Below are 17,532 nucleotides of genomic sequence, written 5' to 3'. Positions count from 1 at the left end.
GCATACAGCTGGGGACGAAACAGCTGGGGCCAGCTCGGCAACGGCAGCAGCGACACCAACCCCCACCCCACGCCCGCGCGTGTGACCGACCCGGCCCCCAACACCCGCTGGACCACCATCAGCGCAGGCGACTTCCACAGCCTCGCCATCGACAGCAACGGACACGCATACAGCTGGGGAGACAACCGGTACGGCCAGCTCGGCGACAACAGCAACACCGACCGCAACACGCCCGTCCCCGTCGGCCTGCGCACCATCGCGGTCACCGGCATCACCCTCGACAGGAGCGACGCCACACCCCCACCCACCTGGAACACCGGCAACCACACCTGGGACACCACAGCACCCGCACACCCCGACGGACAGGTCACCGCCAACATCCACTGGACCCTAGCCGGCCAACCCCAACCCGACTACCCACTCACCTACACCTACACCCACCAATACACCCTGCCCAAAGCCGGCAGCATACCCATCCAACGACTCAGCGGAGGCACCCTCCTACTCCTCACCACCCTGGCCGCCCTCACCACAACAGCCCACCGGCACAGCCGCAGACACCAGCCACGCAGACACACCACCATCAGCGCCTAAACACCAAGGAGCGACACACACAACCACGGCCCGGCGGCAACACACACCACCGGGCCGTTCCCATACCCACCGGCACACGAACACCAAACCTCCGCCTGCCGCCCTTCCCCTACCGCGCGGCACCGATCCTCCCAGCATGCTTCGGACAGGCCGGAAAGCAATACGGAACCCTCCTGATGCCCCGCCCCGCGCCTATGATTCGGACCTGCGATCGTGCGCCTTCCACAGCCCATATCCGAGAAACCGGGCGCCGTCGACGGCGGCGACGAGTCCTTCGAGACTCGCCAAGGCCCGGCACCGGGCACTGGTCCAGGCAGACCTGGGCCGACGCAGCCTGGTCCCCCGCCCTCCTCCGCCGCCCCGCTCAGACGGAGGCCAGGTCGCCGACATCAAGCCGGTAGAGCTGGCGGAAGCGGGGGTTGTCGCGGTAGAGCCGGGCGGGAGAGCCCTGCATGGCGATGCGGCCGGAGTCAAGGAAGACCACCTGGTCGGCACTCTCCAGGCCTTGCAGGTGGTGGGTGACCCACAGGAGGGTACGGCCGGCCGTGGCCTCCATGACCATGGCCATGAGCTCCTGCTCGGTGACCGGGTCCAGACCGATGGTGGGCTCGTCCAAAAGCACGATCGGGGTGTCCTTGAGCACGATCCGTGCCAGGGCCAGGCGCTGGCGCTGCCCGCCGGAGAAGCGGGCCCCGCCCTCCTCCACCGGGGTATCCAGGCCCTGGGGCAGGGCACGCACCGCGTCGGCCATCCGCACGGCCTCCAGGGCCCGCCAGATCCCGTCGTCCGTGGCCGCCGGGTTTCCCAGGCGAATGTTGGAGGCGATGGTGGTGTTGAACAGGAAGGGCTGCTGGTTGAGGTAGCCGAACAGCCTGGGCCGCTCATGCTGGAGGGCGGCGACCGGCTGGCCGTTGATCAGGATACGGCCGGAGTCGGGCTGCAGGTCGCCCAGCAGCAGCTGCAGGATGGTGGTCTTGCCTTCGCCGGATGGACCCAGCAGGGCCACCTTCTGGCCGGCCTGGATGTGCAGGGACACGTCGTCCAGCAGCACGGGCTGGCCGGGGCCGTAGGCGAAGGTCACATGCTCGAAGTCGATGGAGCCGACGGGTTCGGAGAGCCTGACCTGCTCCACGGGCGCAGACTGCCGGGCTTCCACGCGTTCGCTCAGACCATTGAGATTGCCCAGCGAGTCGGTGTAGAGCGGCACTTCCGCGAAGGCCTGGGCCACCACGATGAAGCAGTCGATCAGTGGGAACAGGCTCAGGACCACGGCCGCCGCATAGTCGGCCATGCCGTCGGACCCGGTCAGGAAGAGCTGGCTGCCCACCAGGAGCCCAACGGCCATGACGGCGAAAATCATCTGGATGGCGAAGTTCCGCCAGCGCTCGAACCGCTTCTGCTCCCGCTGGCTGTCCATGACCCGGGCGAAGTCGTCGGCGCCCGTGCCGGCGAATTGCGCGCCCCTGTGGGTGATGACCCAGTCGGACAAGCCCAGGTAGCTTTCGGTGACCTTGGTGTATTCCTCCTGCCGCCGCGCCTTCTCCAGGGCGTAGTGGCCGTCGGCGAAGGACAGCGAGACCAGTGGGATCAGGACCAGCACCAAGGCGAAGAGCACGAACAGGAGGAGGGAGGAGACCCAGGAGAACACGCCCACGGCCATGGTGACGACCAGCCACATAAGGTAGGCCACGACCGTGGGGAAGATGGTGCGCAGGTAGAAGTTCTCCAGGTGATCCAGGTCATCGGCCAGCATGGACAGCACGCTGCCGGTGCGCTCATGCTCGGACAGGAAGGAGGCGTCCTTGGACAGGGTGCGGTAAAGCTGCACGCGCAGCCTGGAGACCACGCGCAGGACCCAGTCGTGGCTGCGGGTGCGCTCCAGGTACTTGAAGACCGGGCGGCCGATGCCGAAGGCGCGGGTGAGCACGATGGGCACGTAGACCACGAAGATGTTGAAGGGCCGGCGGGCCGAACGGCTGATCAGGAATCCGGAGGTGAACATAAGGCCGGCCGCGCACACGAAGGTGAGCGTCCCCAGGAAGAAGATGAGGGCCAGCAGGCCTTTGTTCATCTTCAGGTAAGGCCAGAACCAGTGGTCCCTGCCCCACACCTTCATGTAGTCGGTGCGTTCGGGGGCCCCGGCGCCGCCATCGGTCCGGCCGGACCCGGCGGCCGCCGCCGGTGCGGTCCGTTCAGTCGAGGTATCCGGCAATCTGGTTGCCTCCCATCTGCTCGATCAACCCGTCGAGGGGGCCGCCCCGTCCTATCAGCTCACTGGGGCTGCCCTGGGCCGCGATCCGGCCTTGGTCCAGCATGATGATGCGGTCCGCGGCGGACAGCCAGTGCAGGCGGTGCGTGGCGAACACGACCAGGTGGTCCTCCATGATCGGCAGGAGGGTCTGTTTCAGGTCGTATTCGGTCTCTATGTCCAAATGAGCGGTGGGCTCGTCGAACAGCAGGATCCCACGCGAGTCGTCCAGGAGCACGCGGGCCAGGGCTATGCGTTGGGCCTGACCGCCGGAGATGCCCCTGTGCCCCTCCCCGATCAGGGTGTCCAGCCGCTCGGGAAGGCTGTCCAGCCAGTCGTCCAGACCGGCCCGGCCTGCGGCCTGCTCCACGTCCCCGTCGCTGGCGTCCTGGGCATAGAAGCGGATGTTGTCGGCAATGGAACCGGAGAAGATGTACGGGGTCTGCGGGATGTAGGCGATGTGCCGCTGCCAGGCGGGGGCATTGAAGTGTTCGAGCCGGTGACCGTCCAGGTCGATCGAACCCGCCGAGGGGGCGTTGAAGCCTGCCAGGAGCTGCACGAGGGTGGATTTGCCGGCGCCGGAACGGCCGATGACGGCGATCTTGCCATAGCCATGGAAGGAGAAGGACAGATCCGTCAGGGCCGGTTCCACGGTTCCGGCGGACTCAGCGTCGGCCTCCCGCTCCGCCGGGCCGGGCTCCTTGCTTGAGTACCTGGACGACGAGGCCGAGGATTGCACCACCGCATCGGCCTGGGGCTTCGTGGGATACGTGTAGTCAAGGTGGCTCACGGTCAGCCGGCTGTCGGGGCCCCAGCCCTCCCAGTCAAGGCTGTCGTCCTGCGCGGGTTCCGGGCGCTTCAGCAGCGCCTGCATGTCCTGGAGGGCGTTCTTGCCGTCCAGGGTGGCGTGGTAATCGTCGCCGAACTGACGGATGGGCAGGAAGTAGTCGGGCGCCAGGATCAGGGCCAGCAGGGAGGGGAAGAGGGCGACGCTGCCGTTGATCAGCCTGTTGCCCAGGAAGACGGCCATCATGGCGATGGCCAAGGTGGTGAAGAAGTCGAGCGCGAAAGTGGAGGTGAGCGCCACGCGGATCACCGACATGGTGCGTTTGCGGAAACGGTCGGAGACCGAATGGATCTCGTCCTCGTACTCGTCGGAGATGCCCAGCATCTTCAGCGTGGGCAGGCCCAGGATCGTGTCGACGAAACGGGTGTTGAGCTTGCGGAACTGGGCGTACTGCCTGTTGGAACGGTCACGGGCGGCCAGGCCCAGGATGGCCAGGAAGAAGAAGAGGAGGGGCAGCATGCATAGGAGGATGATGCCGCTCAGGGGGCTCTGGGACCAGACGACCACCAGGGCGATCAGCGGGATGAAGGTCATGTCCATCATCTTGGGCAGGACCGTCTGGATGTAGGTCTTGACCTGGTCCAGGCCGTCGATCAGCATCGTGACGGCCGAGCCGGTGCCGCGCTGGTTCAGCGCGGCGGGGCCCAGGCGGAAGACCTTGGCCTGCACTTCGGGCCGAAGCCGGCGGACCACGCCGTCGGCATAGGTCGTGGCCAGTTGCTGCTTGGCCACTTCGCACAGCTGACGGACGGTGAAGGCGACGAAGAAAGCGACCGCCGGGAGCACCAGGGAAGGCAGGCCGCGCCGGTACCAAATCTGCACCAGCGCCCAGGTCAGGCCGGTGGCCTGGCCGCAGATGGCCGCCCCTTGAAGGATGGAGAGCGCGGCCAGGGCCAGCAGCTCACGCCTGATACCGGCGAACCGGAAGAGGCTTGTATCAATCAAGGGGCATACCTCCCATGACGAACACGACGGTCGCTGTCATGCGCTTCGTTCAGCGCTCCGTGTCAGCGGGTGACACCGATGGGTCTCAGGTCGGTCATGCTCACATCGTCGGAAACGAGACGCTTGCGCTGGATGAAGTAGGCCCAGATGAAGTAGGCCAGCATGATCGGCAGGAAGATGCACAGCACGATGGTCATGATCTTCATGGTGTAGGGAGAAGCCGAGGCGTCCTTGATCAGCATGCTCTTCGCCGGGTCGTCCGCCACCATGACGCGGGGGAAGATGCCGTTGAATATCCAGGCGATCAGGGCGATGAGTGTGACGCCGGAGGAGGCGAAAGCGAAACCGCCCCGCTTCTTGACCGTGCTGACATGCCCGCAGATCGTGGAGGCCAGGACCAGCACCGTCAGCAGCCAGGTGGAGACCGGGCGCTCACGGAAGAAGTCGGTCATGAACAGGGACAGGGCCACGAACACGACCAGGGCCGGGTAGGCGATCCAGTAGAGCTTCTCCGAGGTGTTCAGCATGCGCCGGGAATCGCCGGGGCCCAGCTTCAGGCTCAGGAAGTGCAGGCCATGCAGGAAGCAGAAGAACACCACCGCGATGCCGCCGACCACCGAAAGCCAGTTGAAGACGCCGAAGAAACCGACCCAGGCGTTGCCCTCATCATCCATGGGCACGCCCTGGATGAAGGAGGTGAGCATCATGCCCAGGAAGAAGGGTGCGAAGAATGAGCCGATGAAGTTGGCCCACTGCCACACACCACGCTCCCGGTCGGTCAGCGCATGCCCGGCGAACTCGAAGGAGACGCCGCGCAGGATCAGTGCCACCAGCACCAGGAAGAGCAGGATGTAATAGCCGGAGAAGAGCGAGGCGTACCACAGGGGGAAGGCCGCGAACATGGCGCCACCTGCGGTGATCAGCCATACCTCGTTGCCATCCCAGTGGGGTCCGATGGCCCGCATGAACTCGGCGCGTTCGTCACCGTTGCGGGCGACGAAGCGTGTGGCCATGCCCACGCCGAAATCGAATCCCTCCAGCAGGAGGAAACCGGCGAAGAGCAGGCCGATGACGAAGAACCACATACCTTGTAGGAAGCTCATGCCAATGCCACCTTCCGTTCAGCGGAACCGACGCTGGGAGCGGCAGGCCTGTCGCCCTCGTCCGGCTCGTAATAGGGACCCTGATGGAGCACACGGCGGGTGTAGAAGACCATGACCGCGCCCAGGACCAGGAAGAGGAGGAAGTACACAATCACGGAGAAGAGCACCTTGGGCACCGTGCTGGTCGGCGAGACCGCATCGGCGATCGTCTGATAGCCGTACACGATCCACGGGTACCGCCCCAGTTCGGTGACCAGCCATCCCGAGGTCGTGGCGCAGAAGGGCGCGAAGGTCAGGATCCCCATGATCCACAGTTTCCATCGGCTGGTCCACATGGTGTTCTTCTTCTTGCGGGTGAACCACAGCACCAGGATGGAGACGATCGCGAAAGCGAATCCGATGCCCACCATCAGCCTGAACACCCAGAAGAGCACCGTGGTCGGCAGATAGTAGTTCATATCCTTGCCGAACTTGGCGTCGTACTTCTGGTGGAGTTCCTTGTTGACGGAGTCCATGCCCGCGACCTTGCCGCTCATCTTGCCGTAGTAGAGCACTGAGCCCTGGCCGGGCACGTCGATCGACTTCTCGACCTTGTGGTCCTTCTCGTTGATCAGGGCCACGGCCTGCCAGGGTGCGGGATCGCCCGTATCCTCGTAGATGCCTTCGATGGCGGCCAGCTTCATCGGCTGATCGTAGACGATGAACTTGCCTTGGAAATCACCGTAGAGGATGGTGAAGCAGGCGCCCACCAGACCGATCACGGCACCCACACGCAGGGAGCGGGTGAACAGGTCCACCTTGGCGCTCTGCCTGCCGTCCGCCTCGACGGCCGCCACGTCCTTCCTGTCCTTGACGTGCATGCGCAGGAGGCTCCAGGCGGAGCAGCCCATGACGACGAAGGCGCCGGTGCACACCGAGGCGAAGAACACATGCGGGAACTCGACCCACAGCTGTGGGTTCTTGAGCAGGTCCGCGAAGCTGGTCAGGCGCACATGCCCGGTGGCCTTGTTGATCTCGAAGGCGACCGGGTGCTGCATGAAGGAGTTGGCGGTCAGGATCCAGATCGCCGACAGAATCGAGCCAGCGGTGGTCAGCCACATGAAGACCATGTGCCACACCGGCTTGAACCGGTCCCAGGTGAACATCCACACCCCGATGAAGGTCGATTCAAGGAAGAAGGCGACGAGCGCCTCGATGGCCAGTGGTGCGCCGAAGATGTCGCCCATGAAGCGCGAATAATTCGACCAGTTCATACCGAACTGGAACTCCTGGATGATGCCGGTGACGACGCCGACGGCGAAGGAGAGCAGGAAGACCTTGCCCCAGAACTTCGTCATCGTCTTGTAGACTTCCTTCTTCGTCACCACATACATGGTCTCCATGATCGCCACGGCCAAACCGATGCCGATGGTCATAGGCACGAAGAAGAAATGATAGATAGTCGTCATCGCGAATTGGAATCGCGATAACCCTAATACGCTCATTTCCTTCCTTCCTCTCTCTTACTGCTTACTTCAAGATACGTTCTTCCACGGCGGCGGACCGCCGGTGCTCAGTTGTTCCCCAGCACGGTTCTGAGACCGGCCAGCTCGAGCACCGAGCGGTCGTTCACGACCTTCTTCACCGCGCCGACGATCAGACCCTTGAGCTTCCAGTGGCCCAGGTAATCGATCTGGGCGACGCCCGCATACGGGCCCAGGGAGCATACGGTGCCGACGCTCTTGAAGGAGAACTTGCGGGTCGGACGCCCGGCCAGGAGGGCCGCGACGTTCGCAGCCGCGCAGTCGGCCTGGGCGACCGAAATCTGGGCGGTGGTCGGATAGAGACGGCCGCTGGAGGGGTCCGGTACCGCACTGACATCACCGATCAGGAATTCCCGGTGGTCGCCCTCCACGCTCAGGTCGTCCTGAACGACGACCCGGTTGCGCTTCGAATCATAGCCGGATGCGGGAATGACGGAGCTGCCCTTGACCCCTGTGGTCCAGATGATGGTGTTTGCAGGGAACGCCGTGCCATTGCTGACCACCTGACCCGGTCGAATGGCCGTGATCGGTGTGGACGTATGGAAATGGACCCCCCGCTTGCTCAGATAGTCCGTCGCCCAGGCGGCAAGCCCGGGTTCGAACATGGGCAGGATCTTATCCGCGGCCTCGATGCAGTCGATCCGCACCTTCTCCATCGGGAAACCGTGTTCCTTGGCCAACCGGGGCAGGCGGTGGACCAGCTCACCCAGGTATTCGATGCTGGTGAACCCGGCACCGCAGACCACGATATGCAAGTCCAGCTCGTCACCGCTTGCACGGTACCGGGCCAGGGTCTCCTCCAAATGCCTGCGGGCGGCCATGGCCGTGTCCACATCCACCAGGGGCAGACTGTTCTCCTCGGCACCTTCGATGCCGAAGGTCTCCGACTCGAAGCCCAAGGCATTCAGGAGATAGTCGTAGTCGATCGGCTGATGGGACTTCAGCAGCACCCGCCGGGCGTTCCTGTCCACGCGCTCGACCTCGTCTACCACCACGTCGACACCCGCCGGAGCCGCCTCCCGAATCGAAAAGCAGACATCCGCCGGTTCTTTCGTGCCCGCCGCCAGCTGATGGAGCTGGGTGGACTGGTAGTGGTAGGGGTTCCTATTGATCAGGATGATACGTGCGCCGACCTTGGCATGGGCGAGTTTCCTGGCGGCACGCAGACCTGCATACCCGCCGCCTAATATGGCGATAGTCGTCATTGCTTCCACCTTTGCTCACGCTTCGCTGTCGCAGCAATCCGGCGCACTCCCGTAAGGCCGAGCCTGTACAGAAGCGGCACGGCCACTGTGAATACACACTCAGTATATAAGGAAGTGAAGGTTTTGAACAATGCCATACCCGCCGAAAACCCCGTAAAGCCGCTGTTTTGTGGCATATGCCACATTAGGGAGGGGCCGGCGGGCGAATACGACGAAGCCGCGAGCCCGATATATCAGACTCGCGGCTTCTATCTCCACCGCTGGGGTACCTGGACTCGAACCAAGAATGGATGAACCAGAATCACCTGTGTTGCCAATTACACCATACCCCAAAGGGCTTGTGGTAACCGCTTGGTACGGCTACGCACAGACCGTCGTACCCCCGACCGGATTTGGACCGGTGTTGGCGCCGTGAGAGGGCGTAGTCCTAGACCGCTAGACGACGGGGGCTTACCTATCCGCCGCGCCATGACCCGGTTCAATGGGTCACGAACACAACGAATAGAAGTATATGTTACCCGAGATGCTCACGCAAGTTATTCAGCCGTCGGAGTGTCGTCTCCTTACCGATGATTTCGAGCGATTCGAACAGGGGCGGCGAGACCCGGCGGCCTGAAATGGCCACCCGCACCGGGCCGAAGGCCAGGCGGGGCTTGTATCCGCCGTCGTCCACCAGCGCCTGGGTCAGCACCGAGTGGAGGTGGTCCGTGGACCACTCCCCCTCAGCCAGGGGCGAAAGGGCCCGGACCGCCATATCCAGGACCGCCCCGGCCGAATCCTTGAGCTGCTTACGGGCATCGGGCGCCGGTTCGATGTAACCATCCTCGCTCAGCAAAGCCCCGACCATGCCGGAAACCTCGCCCAGGAGCCTGACCCGGGGCTGGACCAGCGGTGCCGCTGCGGTCAGGATCCGCCGCTCGCGCTCGGTCAACCCCTCCCAGGAGGCCGCGGAGACCACGCCATCGCGCTTGAGGTATGGCAGGGAACGATTCAGGAAGTCCTGGGGCTCCAGCATGCGGATGTGCTCGGCGTTGATGGCCGTGGCCTTGTCGATGTCGAAGTGGGCCGGATTCGCTTTGACGTCGCGGATGTCGAAGCGATCCACCATCTCGTCCATGGAGAAGACATCGCGGTCCGGTCCGATTGACCAGCCCAGCAGGGCCAGATAATTGAGCAGGCCCTCGCGGATGAAGCCATGCTCGCGGTGGAGGAAGAGGTTGGATTCGGGGTCGCGCTTGGACAGCTTCTTCTTGCCTTGCCCCATGACATACGGCATGTGGCCGAAAAGGGGGGTCCCCTTGGCCACGCCCAACTCGGTCAGGTAGCGGTAGAGCACGAGCTGGCGGGGGGTGGAGCTTAGCAGGTCCTCCCCCCGCAGGACCACGTTGATCCTCATCAGCGCATCATCCACCGGATTGGTCAGCGTATAGAGCGGATCACCGTTCGGGCGCACTATGACATAGTCGGGCACCGAACCGGCCTTGAATTCAATGCGGCCGCGGATCAGGTCATCGAAAGCCAGGTCCTCGTCCGGCATCCTGATACGCAGGGCGGGCTTGCGGCCTTCGGCCTTGAAGGCATCCTTCTGCTCCTGCGTCAGACCACGGTCGTAGCCATCGTAGCCGAAGGCCTTGGGGCGGCCGGCGGCCAGGTTCCGGGCCTCTATCTCCTCAGCCGTGGAGTATGACTCATAAGCGTAGCCGGCCTGGAGCAGCTTGGCGGCGACATCTTTGTATATGTCGCCGCGCTCCGACTGGCGGTAGGGTGCATCCGGACCACCCACCTCCACACCCTCATCCCAATCCAGGCCCAACCAGCGCAGGGCATCCAGGATCTGCCGGTAGCTCTCCTCCGAATCGCGGGCGGCGTCGGTGTCCTCGATGCGGAAGACCATCGTCCCATGGCTGTGGCGGGCCTGGGCCCAGTTGAACAGCGCCGTGCGGACCATGCCCACGTGTGGGGTGCCGGTCGGCGAAGGGCAGAACCTGACGCGCAGGTCCTTGGGGAGCTCGGGTTTCGCGTTCTTGTCGTGCTCTTGACTCATAGCCTCCATTGTGCCCCGGCAACCCGACGTTGGCCGCTGCGGACAAACCCGGACTGCGACTCAGCCCCTGGCCTGCTCCTGCTCGCGCTCCTTGCTGTAATGCTCGGGGATAAAGCGGGTCTGGTCATGCAGTTTAGGCCACACCACGATCTCGCCGGTCTCCAGCGAGCGCTGCACGTCGATGATGCGCTGGTTGGCGGATCCACGGAATTGCAGGAGGGAGTTCTTCTCCGTCTCGATATATCGGCCGTCCACCAGTATGTCCACGTACGACAGGAGTTCGGCCTTGTCCGGCGTCTCCCCCGGGCGCATCAATTCCTCCCATGTGTAACCGGTCCAGCACCAGATGTCCTTGCTGTGCCCAAACTCCTGGCGCACCCTCTTGGCCAGCCTGATAAGGGTCGGGGTATTGAGCAGGGGCTCCCCACCCAGGAATGTGATGCCCTGCACGTAGGACAGGGAGAGGTCCTTGACGATCCTGTCCTCCAATTCCTGCGTGTAGGGGTGGCCGGCCTGGAAGTCCCAGATGGAGGCGTTGTAACAGTTCTCGCAGCGGAAAGGGCAGCCGGAGACATAGATGGAGCAGCGTATGCCTTCGCCGTCGGTCATCACCAGTCGCTTGTAATCGGCGACGATGCCCCGGCTCAGCTTGCGCCCGTCCCATTGGCCTGCCTTGGGGTTGTTGGTCAACGGACTTGGCACGCCCGGCCCACGGCCGGTCTCCTCGGGCGCGAAATCCCGATGCCCGCCCGTCGCCGCACCATTCGTCGAGATGAACCCCTGTGACATACAACCTTCTCCCCGCCCCTCACCCGCCGCATCCCGGCCCGGGTTGGGCTGCACATGGTGATCGCGGGCCGCCGTCCCCGGCCGCACCCGCGATCCCTGTTTCCTGAATCATCCTTCGAGCCCAGACCGGCGGTCACCGCCGGGGCCCGTTACGGTGGCGCTCACTCCTCGACGTCGTCGAACCACTCCTTGGTCGAGCCGTCTTTCAACACCACGTGGCCGGTCTGCCCCTCCATGTGCTTGACACGATGGGCAATCTCCTCGTGGCGGCCATGGACCATGGGCCGCTGGACCGGATTGCCCAGATAGCCGCAGGTCCGCTTGGTCACGTTGCACTTCTCGGGATCGTCATTGCCGCATTCAGGGCACTTGAAGCCCTCCTCCGTGGGCTCGAAATCGCCTTCGTAGCCGCAGACGAAGCAGTGGTCGATGGGCGTGTTGGTGCCCAGGTAGCCGATGCCGATGTCGTAGGCGTAGTCCCACACCGCCTCCAAAGCCTTTGGATTGGCCTGCAGGGAGGGGAACTCGCAGTAGTTGATGAACCCGCCAGAAGCCAGGTAGGGGAAGTCGCGCTCGTAGGAAAGCTTCTCCATGGGGGTGGGCCGCAGCCAGACCGGGTAGTGGAAGGAGTTGGTGTAGAAGTCATGGTCGGTCACGCCATCGACCTTGCCGAACTTCTCCTGGTCCAAACGGCAGAAGCGGTCGGTCAGGGACTCGGCCGGGGTGGAATAGACCGAGTAATGGTAGCGCTCGGCCTTCTCCCACTGCTGGCACAGCTGGTTCATGCGGCGCACGATCGAGAGGGCGAATTCCTTGCCTTCGGGGTCCCATGAATGGTCCTGCATCCAGTCCTTGCCATAGAAGACCGAGGTGGCCTCGTACAGGCCGATGTACCCCAGGGAGATGGTCGCCCGGGAGTTACGGAAGAGGGTGTCGACCGAATCCGTGGGCTTCAGGCGGCCGAAGGCACCGTACTGGTACAGGGTGGGAGCATTGATCGGCGTGGCCTGCTTGCAGCGCATGATACGGAACTGGAGGGCGTGATGGGCCACTTCCATCCGCTGGTCGAAGATCTTCCAGAACCGGTCCTTGTCGCCGCGCGACTCCAAGGCGATACGCGGGATGTTGACGGTGACGACGCCCAGGTTCATGCGACCGTCCTCCTCGTCCTCCCCGGTCTCTGGGTTGACCCATCCCTGGAGGAAGGAACGGCAGCCCATGGGAGCCTTGAAGGAACCGGTGATCTTGACCAGGTTCTCGTAGAAGACAACGTCCGGGTACATACGCTTGGTGGAGCACTCGAGCGCCAACTGCTTCATGTCGTAGTTGGGATCGCCATCGTCGGCGTTCAATCCGTGCTTGATCGTGAAGACCAGCTTGGGGAAGATGGCGGTGTGGCGGTCCTTGCCCAGCCCGCGGATGCGAATCAGGAGGATGGCGCGCTGGATCTCGCGGGCGAACCAGGAGGTGCCCAGCCCGAAGCCGACCGTGACGAACGGTGTCTGACCGTTGGATACGCGGTTGGAGTTTATCTGGTATTCCATGGTCTGCATGGCGTCATAGATGGCCTTGCGGGTCAGGATCTTGGCATAGACCTGACGGGCGCGCACAATGGCCGGCGCATCCAGGTCGAAGGGGGCGTCCTCACCCAGGGCGGGACGGTCATCCAGGTGGATCCAGTCGCCTTCGCGGGCCTTGAGCCCCTGTACCACCTCTTTGGCCAGTTCGATGGGCTCCTCGTCGGGCAGGACCGCTTCGGCCATCTTGTAGTTCTTCTCGTAGTCGAGCCTGGCGTACCGCTCCAGCATCTCATCGGCGCGGTTGACGGTCTGGCCTCCATACTGGGAACCGGCGATGTCCTTGATGATCTGCGTGATCTGGGTGGCCGCCGTGCCGATGGACTTGGGCGAATCCATCATCGCGTTGCCCAGCTCGAAGCCATTTGCCAGCATGTCGCCGAAATCGGGCAGGGAGCAGTTGGTCTCGGCGGTGAATGGCGAGTAGTCGGCATCATGGAAGTGGATGTCGCCCTTCAGGTGGGCGTTGGCCACATCCTTGGGAAGCATCTTCAGGGCCGAGGCCTTGGAGACCGCACCGGCCAGCAGGTCGCGCTGGGTGGCGTAGACATTGGCGTCCTTGTTGGCGTTCTCCCGCACCAGGGACTCATCCTTGGAGGTCAGACGGTGCACGGCCTCCGTCACATCCGTTGCCTTGGCGCGGGCGATGTCCCGATTGAGCCGATAGGAGGTGTAGGCGCGGGCGATCTCGTAATAGTGGGCGTTGACGAGGGCATGCTCCACCAGGGTCTGGATGTCCTCGATCTTGACCGGGTTGGTGTAGCGGTCATGAATCTCGGACTGGACCGCGAGGGCCATGTCCCGGATCTCCCGCTTGAGCTTGGGGTCGATTTCGGAGTCCACGTCCTTGAAAGCCGCTTCGACCGCATTCATGATGTTCACAGGATCGAAATCGACGATTCGGCCGTCCCGCTTCTCGACGAGGATGCCGTCGACACCGTCGGACTCCCCTAGGACCTTATCGTCCTGCGTCCGACCCGCCATCACCTGCGTATCCATATCCAGCTCCTCCAAGCGGGGGCCTGGCCCCCGCGCCAGCGAGCGTAACCACACCCGCGTCGTTTCCTTCAACACCCCTAGCCTAACACGAATAAACACAATATCTAGGGGTTTTCCGCAATTCCATCACTACATATAGTTGCATACCCAAAAACTGTGAACTAGCACACACTGATGCATCCGGAGGCCTCCGGCGAAACCGTGCGAAGACGGCGCAAGCCGGCGGCCGAGCCGCCGAGACCCACCTTGTGCGACACGCGAGCGCTCCGACACGCCGTACCCTATGTCGAGACCCCTCCCCTAATTCGGTCTCCGGAGCCTGATGCCGGGGCTGGTCGCCCCGGTCCTACCGCGCCCCTCTTACCACCGGCCTTTTATACTGGTCATCAGCTTCGCGCGGTTGGTGGCAGCAGCCGCGTCATAAGGATCCAGTTGAGGCGGTGGGCAGGTGCATGGCCCCCGCCGGCGATCCGGGTTTCGCGCGGGCTCCTCACCTTCCCGGCCAGCGGCCCGGCATCGCAAGCACGCGCAGCAAGCGCGGAAGGCAAGGTGATGAGCAGATGAGGACACTGAAAAACGCACGGGCCCGGGCGGCCAGCGGCACGACATACGGGAAGGCCGCGGCAAGGCTCCCCAGGCGGACGTTGGCTGCCATCTCCGCCTTGGCGGTGGCCCTGGGGATCGGACTGGCGGGTTGCGGTTCGGGCCATGCCGGTGGCGACAAAACCGGCGACAGCATCTCCTTCATGCTGGACTGGACGCCGAACACCAACCATGTAGGCATCTACGTGGCACAGGAACTGGGTTACTACAAGCAGGCCGGGGTTTCGGTCAGGATCCTGCCCACGGCCCAGGCCGGCGCCGAGACCTCTGTGGAGAACGGGGTGGCCGATGTGGGCTTCTCCAAGCTGAGCAACCTGGCGGCATTCAACACCAAGGGGTCGCACCTCAGGCAGGTCTTCGACATCGGGCAGGAACCCATCGCCCGCTGGTGCGCGCTTGCCTCCCGCACGGACATCAGGACCCCCAGGGATTTCGACGGCAAGACATTCGTCAGCTTCGGCTCCGCCGAACAGACCGCAGTGGTCAGGCAAATGATCAGGAACGCCGGCGGAAACGGCGACTTCAAACGCGCCACCTCCGGCACCTCCACCTTCGCCACCCTGTCCTCCGGCAAGGGCGATTTCGCCGGCTTCTATGTGACCTGGGAGGGGGTGCAGTCCGACCTCAAGGGCCCGAAGCTCAACTGCTTCGTCCAGTCAGACTGGGGGGTGCCCGGAAACCCCGACCAGACCGGGTTCGTGGTCAAGGACGGCTGGCTCAGGGGCCAGGACCACCGGACCGCCCTGCGCAAGTTCGTGCAGGCCAGCAAACGCGGCTACGACTGGGCCTTGGCCCACCCCGACCAGGCCGCCGACATCCTGGTCAGGCAGACCCCCACGGCCCACATCGACCCCGCCCAGGCGCACACCTCCATGGAACGCATCGTCAAGGAAGGGTATTGGACCAAGCAACCCGGCGGCACGAAGCTCACCGGCAAGGTGGACATGGGCGATGCCCAGACCTATCTGGACTTCCAACAGGCCGCCGGCTCCTACCAGGACGCGAAGGGCGCCAAACCGGATCGCGCGCCGCAGGCCAAGGACCTGTGGACCGACGAGTTCGTCAGATGAGCGCCCCCGCATCCTGGACACGCGAGGGCAGGGGCCGGAAGCGCCCGCTCTGGAAGCGAATTCTCCCACCGCTGCTGACCTTCGCAGCCCTGGTCCTCATCTGGCAGTTCGGGGTTGACCTGGGCGGAATCTCCGAGCACGCCCTACCCTCCCCCTGGCTGGTCATACAGTCCACCGCACGCAATTGGGCAGATCTGCTGACGGCCGCACGGATCACGGCCCTGGAGGGTTTCGCGGGATTCCTGCTGGCCGCTGTGATCGGCCTGCTGACCGGCCTTGCGCTCTACTGTTGGAAGCCGGCCCACGACGCCCTCTACCCCTTGGTCGCCGCCGCACAGATGGTGCCATTGATCACCATCGCCCCCCTGTTCATCATCTGGTTCGGCTTCGAGCCGGTCGGCAAGGTGGTGGTGGTCGCTGTGTTCGGCCTCTTTCCCGTCGCCGTCCAAACCTACCGGGGGCTCAAGTCGGTTCCCGGCTTCTATCAGGATGTGGCGCTCACCTGCGGCGCCGGCCGGGCCTGGACCTTGTGGCACGTGAAACTGCGTGTGGCCGCCGGTCAGGTCTTCTCGGGCCTACGGGTCTCGGCCGCCTATGTGTTCGCCACCGCCGCCACCGCGGAATACCTGGGCGCGCGCGATGGCCTGGGCATCTGGCTCCAGTCGGCCTTCAACTCCTTCCAGACACCGCTCATCTTCTCCGCCACCCTGGCGATCATAGCCCTGACCGCCGTTCTGCTGGCCCTGATCGCCCTGGTCGAACGGCTGACGATCGGCGGAAACGACGAGGCGGAGTTCACGGCCGAACTCGGAAGCTGAACCGGCCCGGAACGCAGCCACGGCTTCCATGCCGCAGTGGACGCACCCGGTGCCTTTCTGCCATACTGTAACAGTTGGGAAAACCGCCCGTCGCGAACAGGCCGGCGGCCAAGACGGCGACCGTAAAGGTCGCCAGGCAAGGAAGCGTACACATGACGGAATTCGGAAACGAACCGCAGACGGGAGATGGTGGGGGCCAGCATCCGGGGAACGGGCGGGGACCTTACGTTCCCTCCGGCGAGACGGCCCCCTATGGGGCAGCAGGACAATACAGCCAGGGACAGCCTTACGGGCGGACCGACCCGGACCCATACGGCCCATATGGCCAGCAAAGCCAGCCGGATCAAACACCGCAGGCTCCGCAACCGGTCCAAACGCCCCAACCGGGGTATGGTCAGACGGCCCCCGTCCACAACCAAGGTCCCGGCCAACCCTACGGACAGCAGCCGCAAGCGCCGCAATACGGCCAACCGCAGTACGGACAGCCCCAACCGGGGCAGCAGCAACAGTACGGGCAAACACCTGGACAGCCGCCCTACGGTCAGCCTGCCGGCCCATTCGTCCCCGGGCAGCCCACCCTGCCCCAGACCCCACCTATGTACTCGGGGCAAGCTGGTCCTGGCGGTGAGCCGCCATTGGGCCAACCCTGGTATGGCATCGGATTCGTCGCGGCCATCAAACGATTCTTCACCAAGTACGCCGACTTCTCCGGCCGCGCCTCACGGGGGGAATTCTGGTGGGCCTTCCTCTTCCTTTTCCTGGCCGGAGGTGCAATCAGCCTGCTGACCATGCCCATGGGGTCTGCAGGCACCTACATCGGCTACGTCTGGGACCTTGCCATCCTGATTCCGAACCTGGCCGTGACCGTGCGGCGCCTGCATGACACCAATCTCTCCGGATGCTGGGTGCTCCTGCCGTTCGGGCTGACATACGGGGGCGCCGGCATCGTATTAGCCACCGTGGCCTCCGTCGACACATCCGCCTTGATGTCCGAGGACGCGACCATATTCACCCCTTCCATGGTCATGAATATGGGCTGGGCCCTTATGGCCGTACTCGCCGGCGGCATCGTCTGGCTGGTGCTGACCGTGCGCGCCTCCAACCCGGCGGGCACCCGCTTCGACAAAGGCGGCCAGCCCCGCTGATCACAGCGCCGGCCAGCCGCCT

At 64.1% G+C, this 17,532-nt stretch carries 11 protein-coding genes, 2 tRNA genes and 1 pseudogene; 4 read left to right on the top strand and 10 right to left on the bottom strand.

Features of this window, described 5'->3' with window-relative positions:
* Window positions 1-594, top strand: a pseudogene (locus CRD59_RS05675) (hypothetical protein); the annotation flags it as partial.
* Between the two features lie 364 nt (window positions 595-958).
* Here CRD59_RS05675 and cydC read toward each other — a convergent pair.
* The 10 genes from cydC to nrdD form a co-directional block, all read right to left on the bottom strand.
* Window positions 959-2,806 carry a thiol reductant ABC exporter subunit CydC gene (cydC, locus tag CRD59_RS05670; protein ID WP_236632753.1) on the bottom strand — a complete coding sequence of 616 codons (1,848 nt, stop codon included), beginning with the start codon at window positions 2,804-2,806 and terminating at the stop codon, window positions 959-961.
* A complete protein-coding gene (gene cydD / locus CRD59_RS05665) occupies window positions 2,787-4,634 on the bottom strand; it encodes a thiol reductant ABC exporter subunit CydD (protein ID WP_236632752.1) in 1,848 nt (615 codons plus the stop codon). The genes cydC and cydD overlap by 20 nt, the downstream gene beginning before the upstream one ends.
* 62 nt (window positions 4,635-4,696) lie before the next feature.
* Window positions 4,697-5,737 (bottom strand): cytochrome d ubiquinol oxidase subunit II, encoded by a 1,041-nt coding sequence (cydB, locus tag CRD59_RS05660; RefSeq protein WP_113853713.1) that lies wholly within the window; start codon window positions 5,735-5,737, stop codon window positions 4,697-4,699.
* Window positions 5,734-7,221, bottom strand: a complete 1,488-nt coding sequence (locus tag CRD59_RS05655; RefSeq protein ID WP_113853712.1) for a cytochrome ubiquinol oxidase subunit I — start codon at window positions 7,219-7,221, stop codon at window positions 5,734-5,736. The genes cydB and CRD59_RS05655 overlap by 4 nt, the downstream gene beginning before the upstream one ends.
* A 68-nt stretch (window positions 7,222-7,289) precedes the next feature.
* Window positions 7,290-8,465 carry an NAD(P)/FAD-dependent oxidoreductase gene (locus CRD59_RS05650; protein WP_113853711.1) on the bottom strand — a complete coding sequence of 392 codons (1,176 nt, stop codon included), beginning with the start codon at window positions 8,463-8,465 and terminating at the stop codon, window positions 7,290-7,292.
* 260 nt (window positions 8,466-8,725) lie between these two features.
* Window positions 8,726-8,797, bottom strand: a tRNA-Gln gene (locus tag CRD59_RS05645).
* Window positions 8,798-8,842: 45 nt separating this feature from the next.
* Window positions 8,843-8,915: transfer RNA gene (locus CRD59_RS05640), tRNA-Glu, on the bottom strand.
* A gap of 64 nt (window positions 8,916-8,979) precedes the next feature.
* Window positions 8,980-10,509 carry a glutamate--tRNA ligase gene (gene gltX, locus CRD59_RS05635; RefSeq protein ID WP_407923119.1) on the bottom strand — a complete coding sequence of 510 codons (1,530 nt, stop codon included), beginning with the start codon at window positions 10,507-10,509 and terminating at the stop codon, window positions 8,980-8,982.
* Window positions 10,510-10,569: 60 nt separating this feature from the next.
* A complete protein-coding gene (nrdG, locus tag CRD59_RS05630; RefSeq protein ID WP_113853709.1) occupies window positions 10,570-11,298 on the bottom strand; it encodes an anaerobic ribonucleoside-triphosphate reductase activating protein in 729 nt (242 codons plus the stop codon).
* Window positions 11,299-11,459: 161 nt separating this feature from the next.
* On the bottom strand, window positions 11,460-13,859 hold the full coding sequence (gene nrdD, locus CRD59_RS05625; protein ID WP_236632757.1) for an anaerobic ribonucleoside-triphosphate reductase: 2,400 nt from the start codon (window positions 13,857-13,859) through the stop codon (window positions 11,460-11,462).
* A 575-nt stretch (window positions 13,860-14,434) separates the two neighbouring features.
* Here nrdD and CRD59_RS05620 point away from each other — a divergent pair.
* The 3 genes from CRD59_RS05620 (at window position 14,435) to CRD59_RS07960 (ending at window position 17,510) form a co-directional block, all read left to right on the top strand.
* Entirely contained in the window at window positions 14,435-15,547 is a 1,113-nt protein-coding gene (locus tag CRD59_RS05620) for an ABC transporter substrate-binding protein (protein ID WP_113853721.1), read from the top strand.
* Complete coding sequence (locus CRD59_RS05615; RefSeq protein ID WP_113853707.1) at window positions 15,544-16,365, top strand: ABC transporter permease; 822 nt, start codon at window positions 15,544-15,546, stop codon at window positions 16,363-16,365. Before CRD59_RS05620 ends, CRD59_RS05615 begins: the two co-directional genes overlap by 4 nt.
* Window positions 16,366-16,961: 596 nt before the next feature.
* Window positions 16,962-17,510, top strand: coding sequence for a DUF805 domain-containing protein (locus tag CRD59_RS07960; RefSeq protein ID WP_161522286.1), 549 nt, complete (start codon window positions 16,962-16,964; stop codon window positions 17,508-17,510).
* Window positions 17,511-17,532 lie beyond the last annotated feature (22 nt).

Source organism: Bifidobacterium xylocopae (genome assembly GCF_003315615.1).
GTDB lineage: Bacteria > Actinomycetota > Actinomycetes > Actinomycetales > Bifidobacteriaceae > Bombiscardovia > Bombiscardovia xylocopae.
This window is presented reverse-complemented; position numbering and strand designations above follow the sequence as displayed.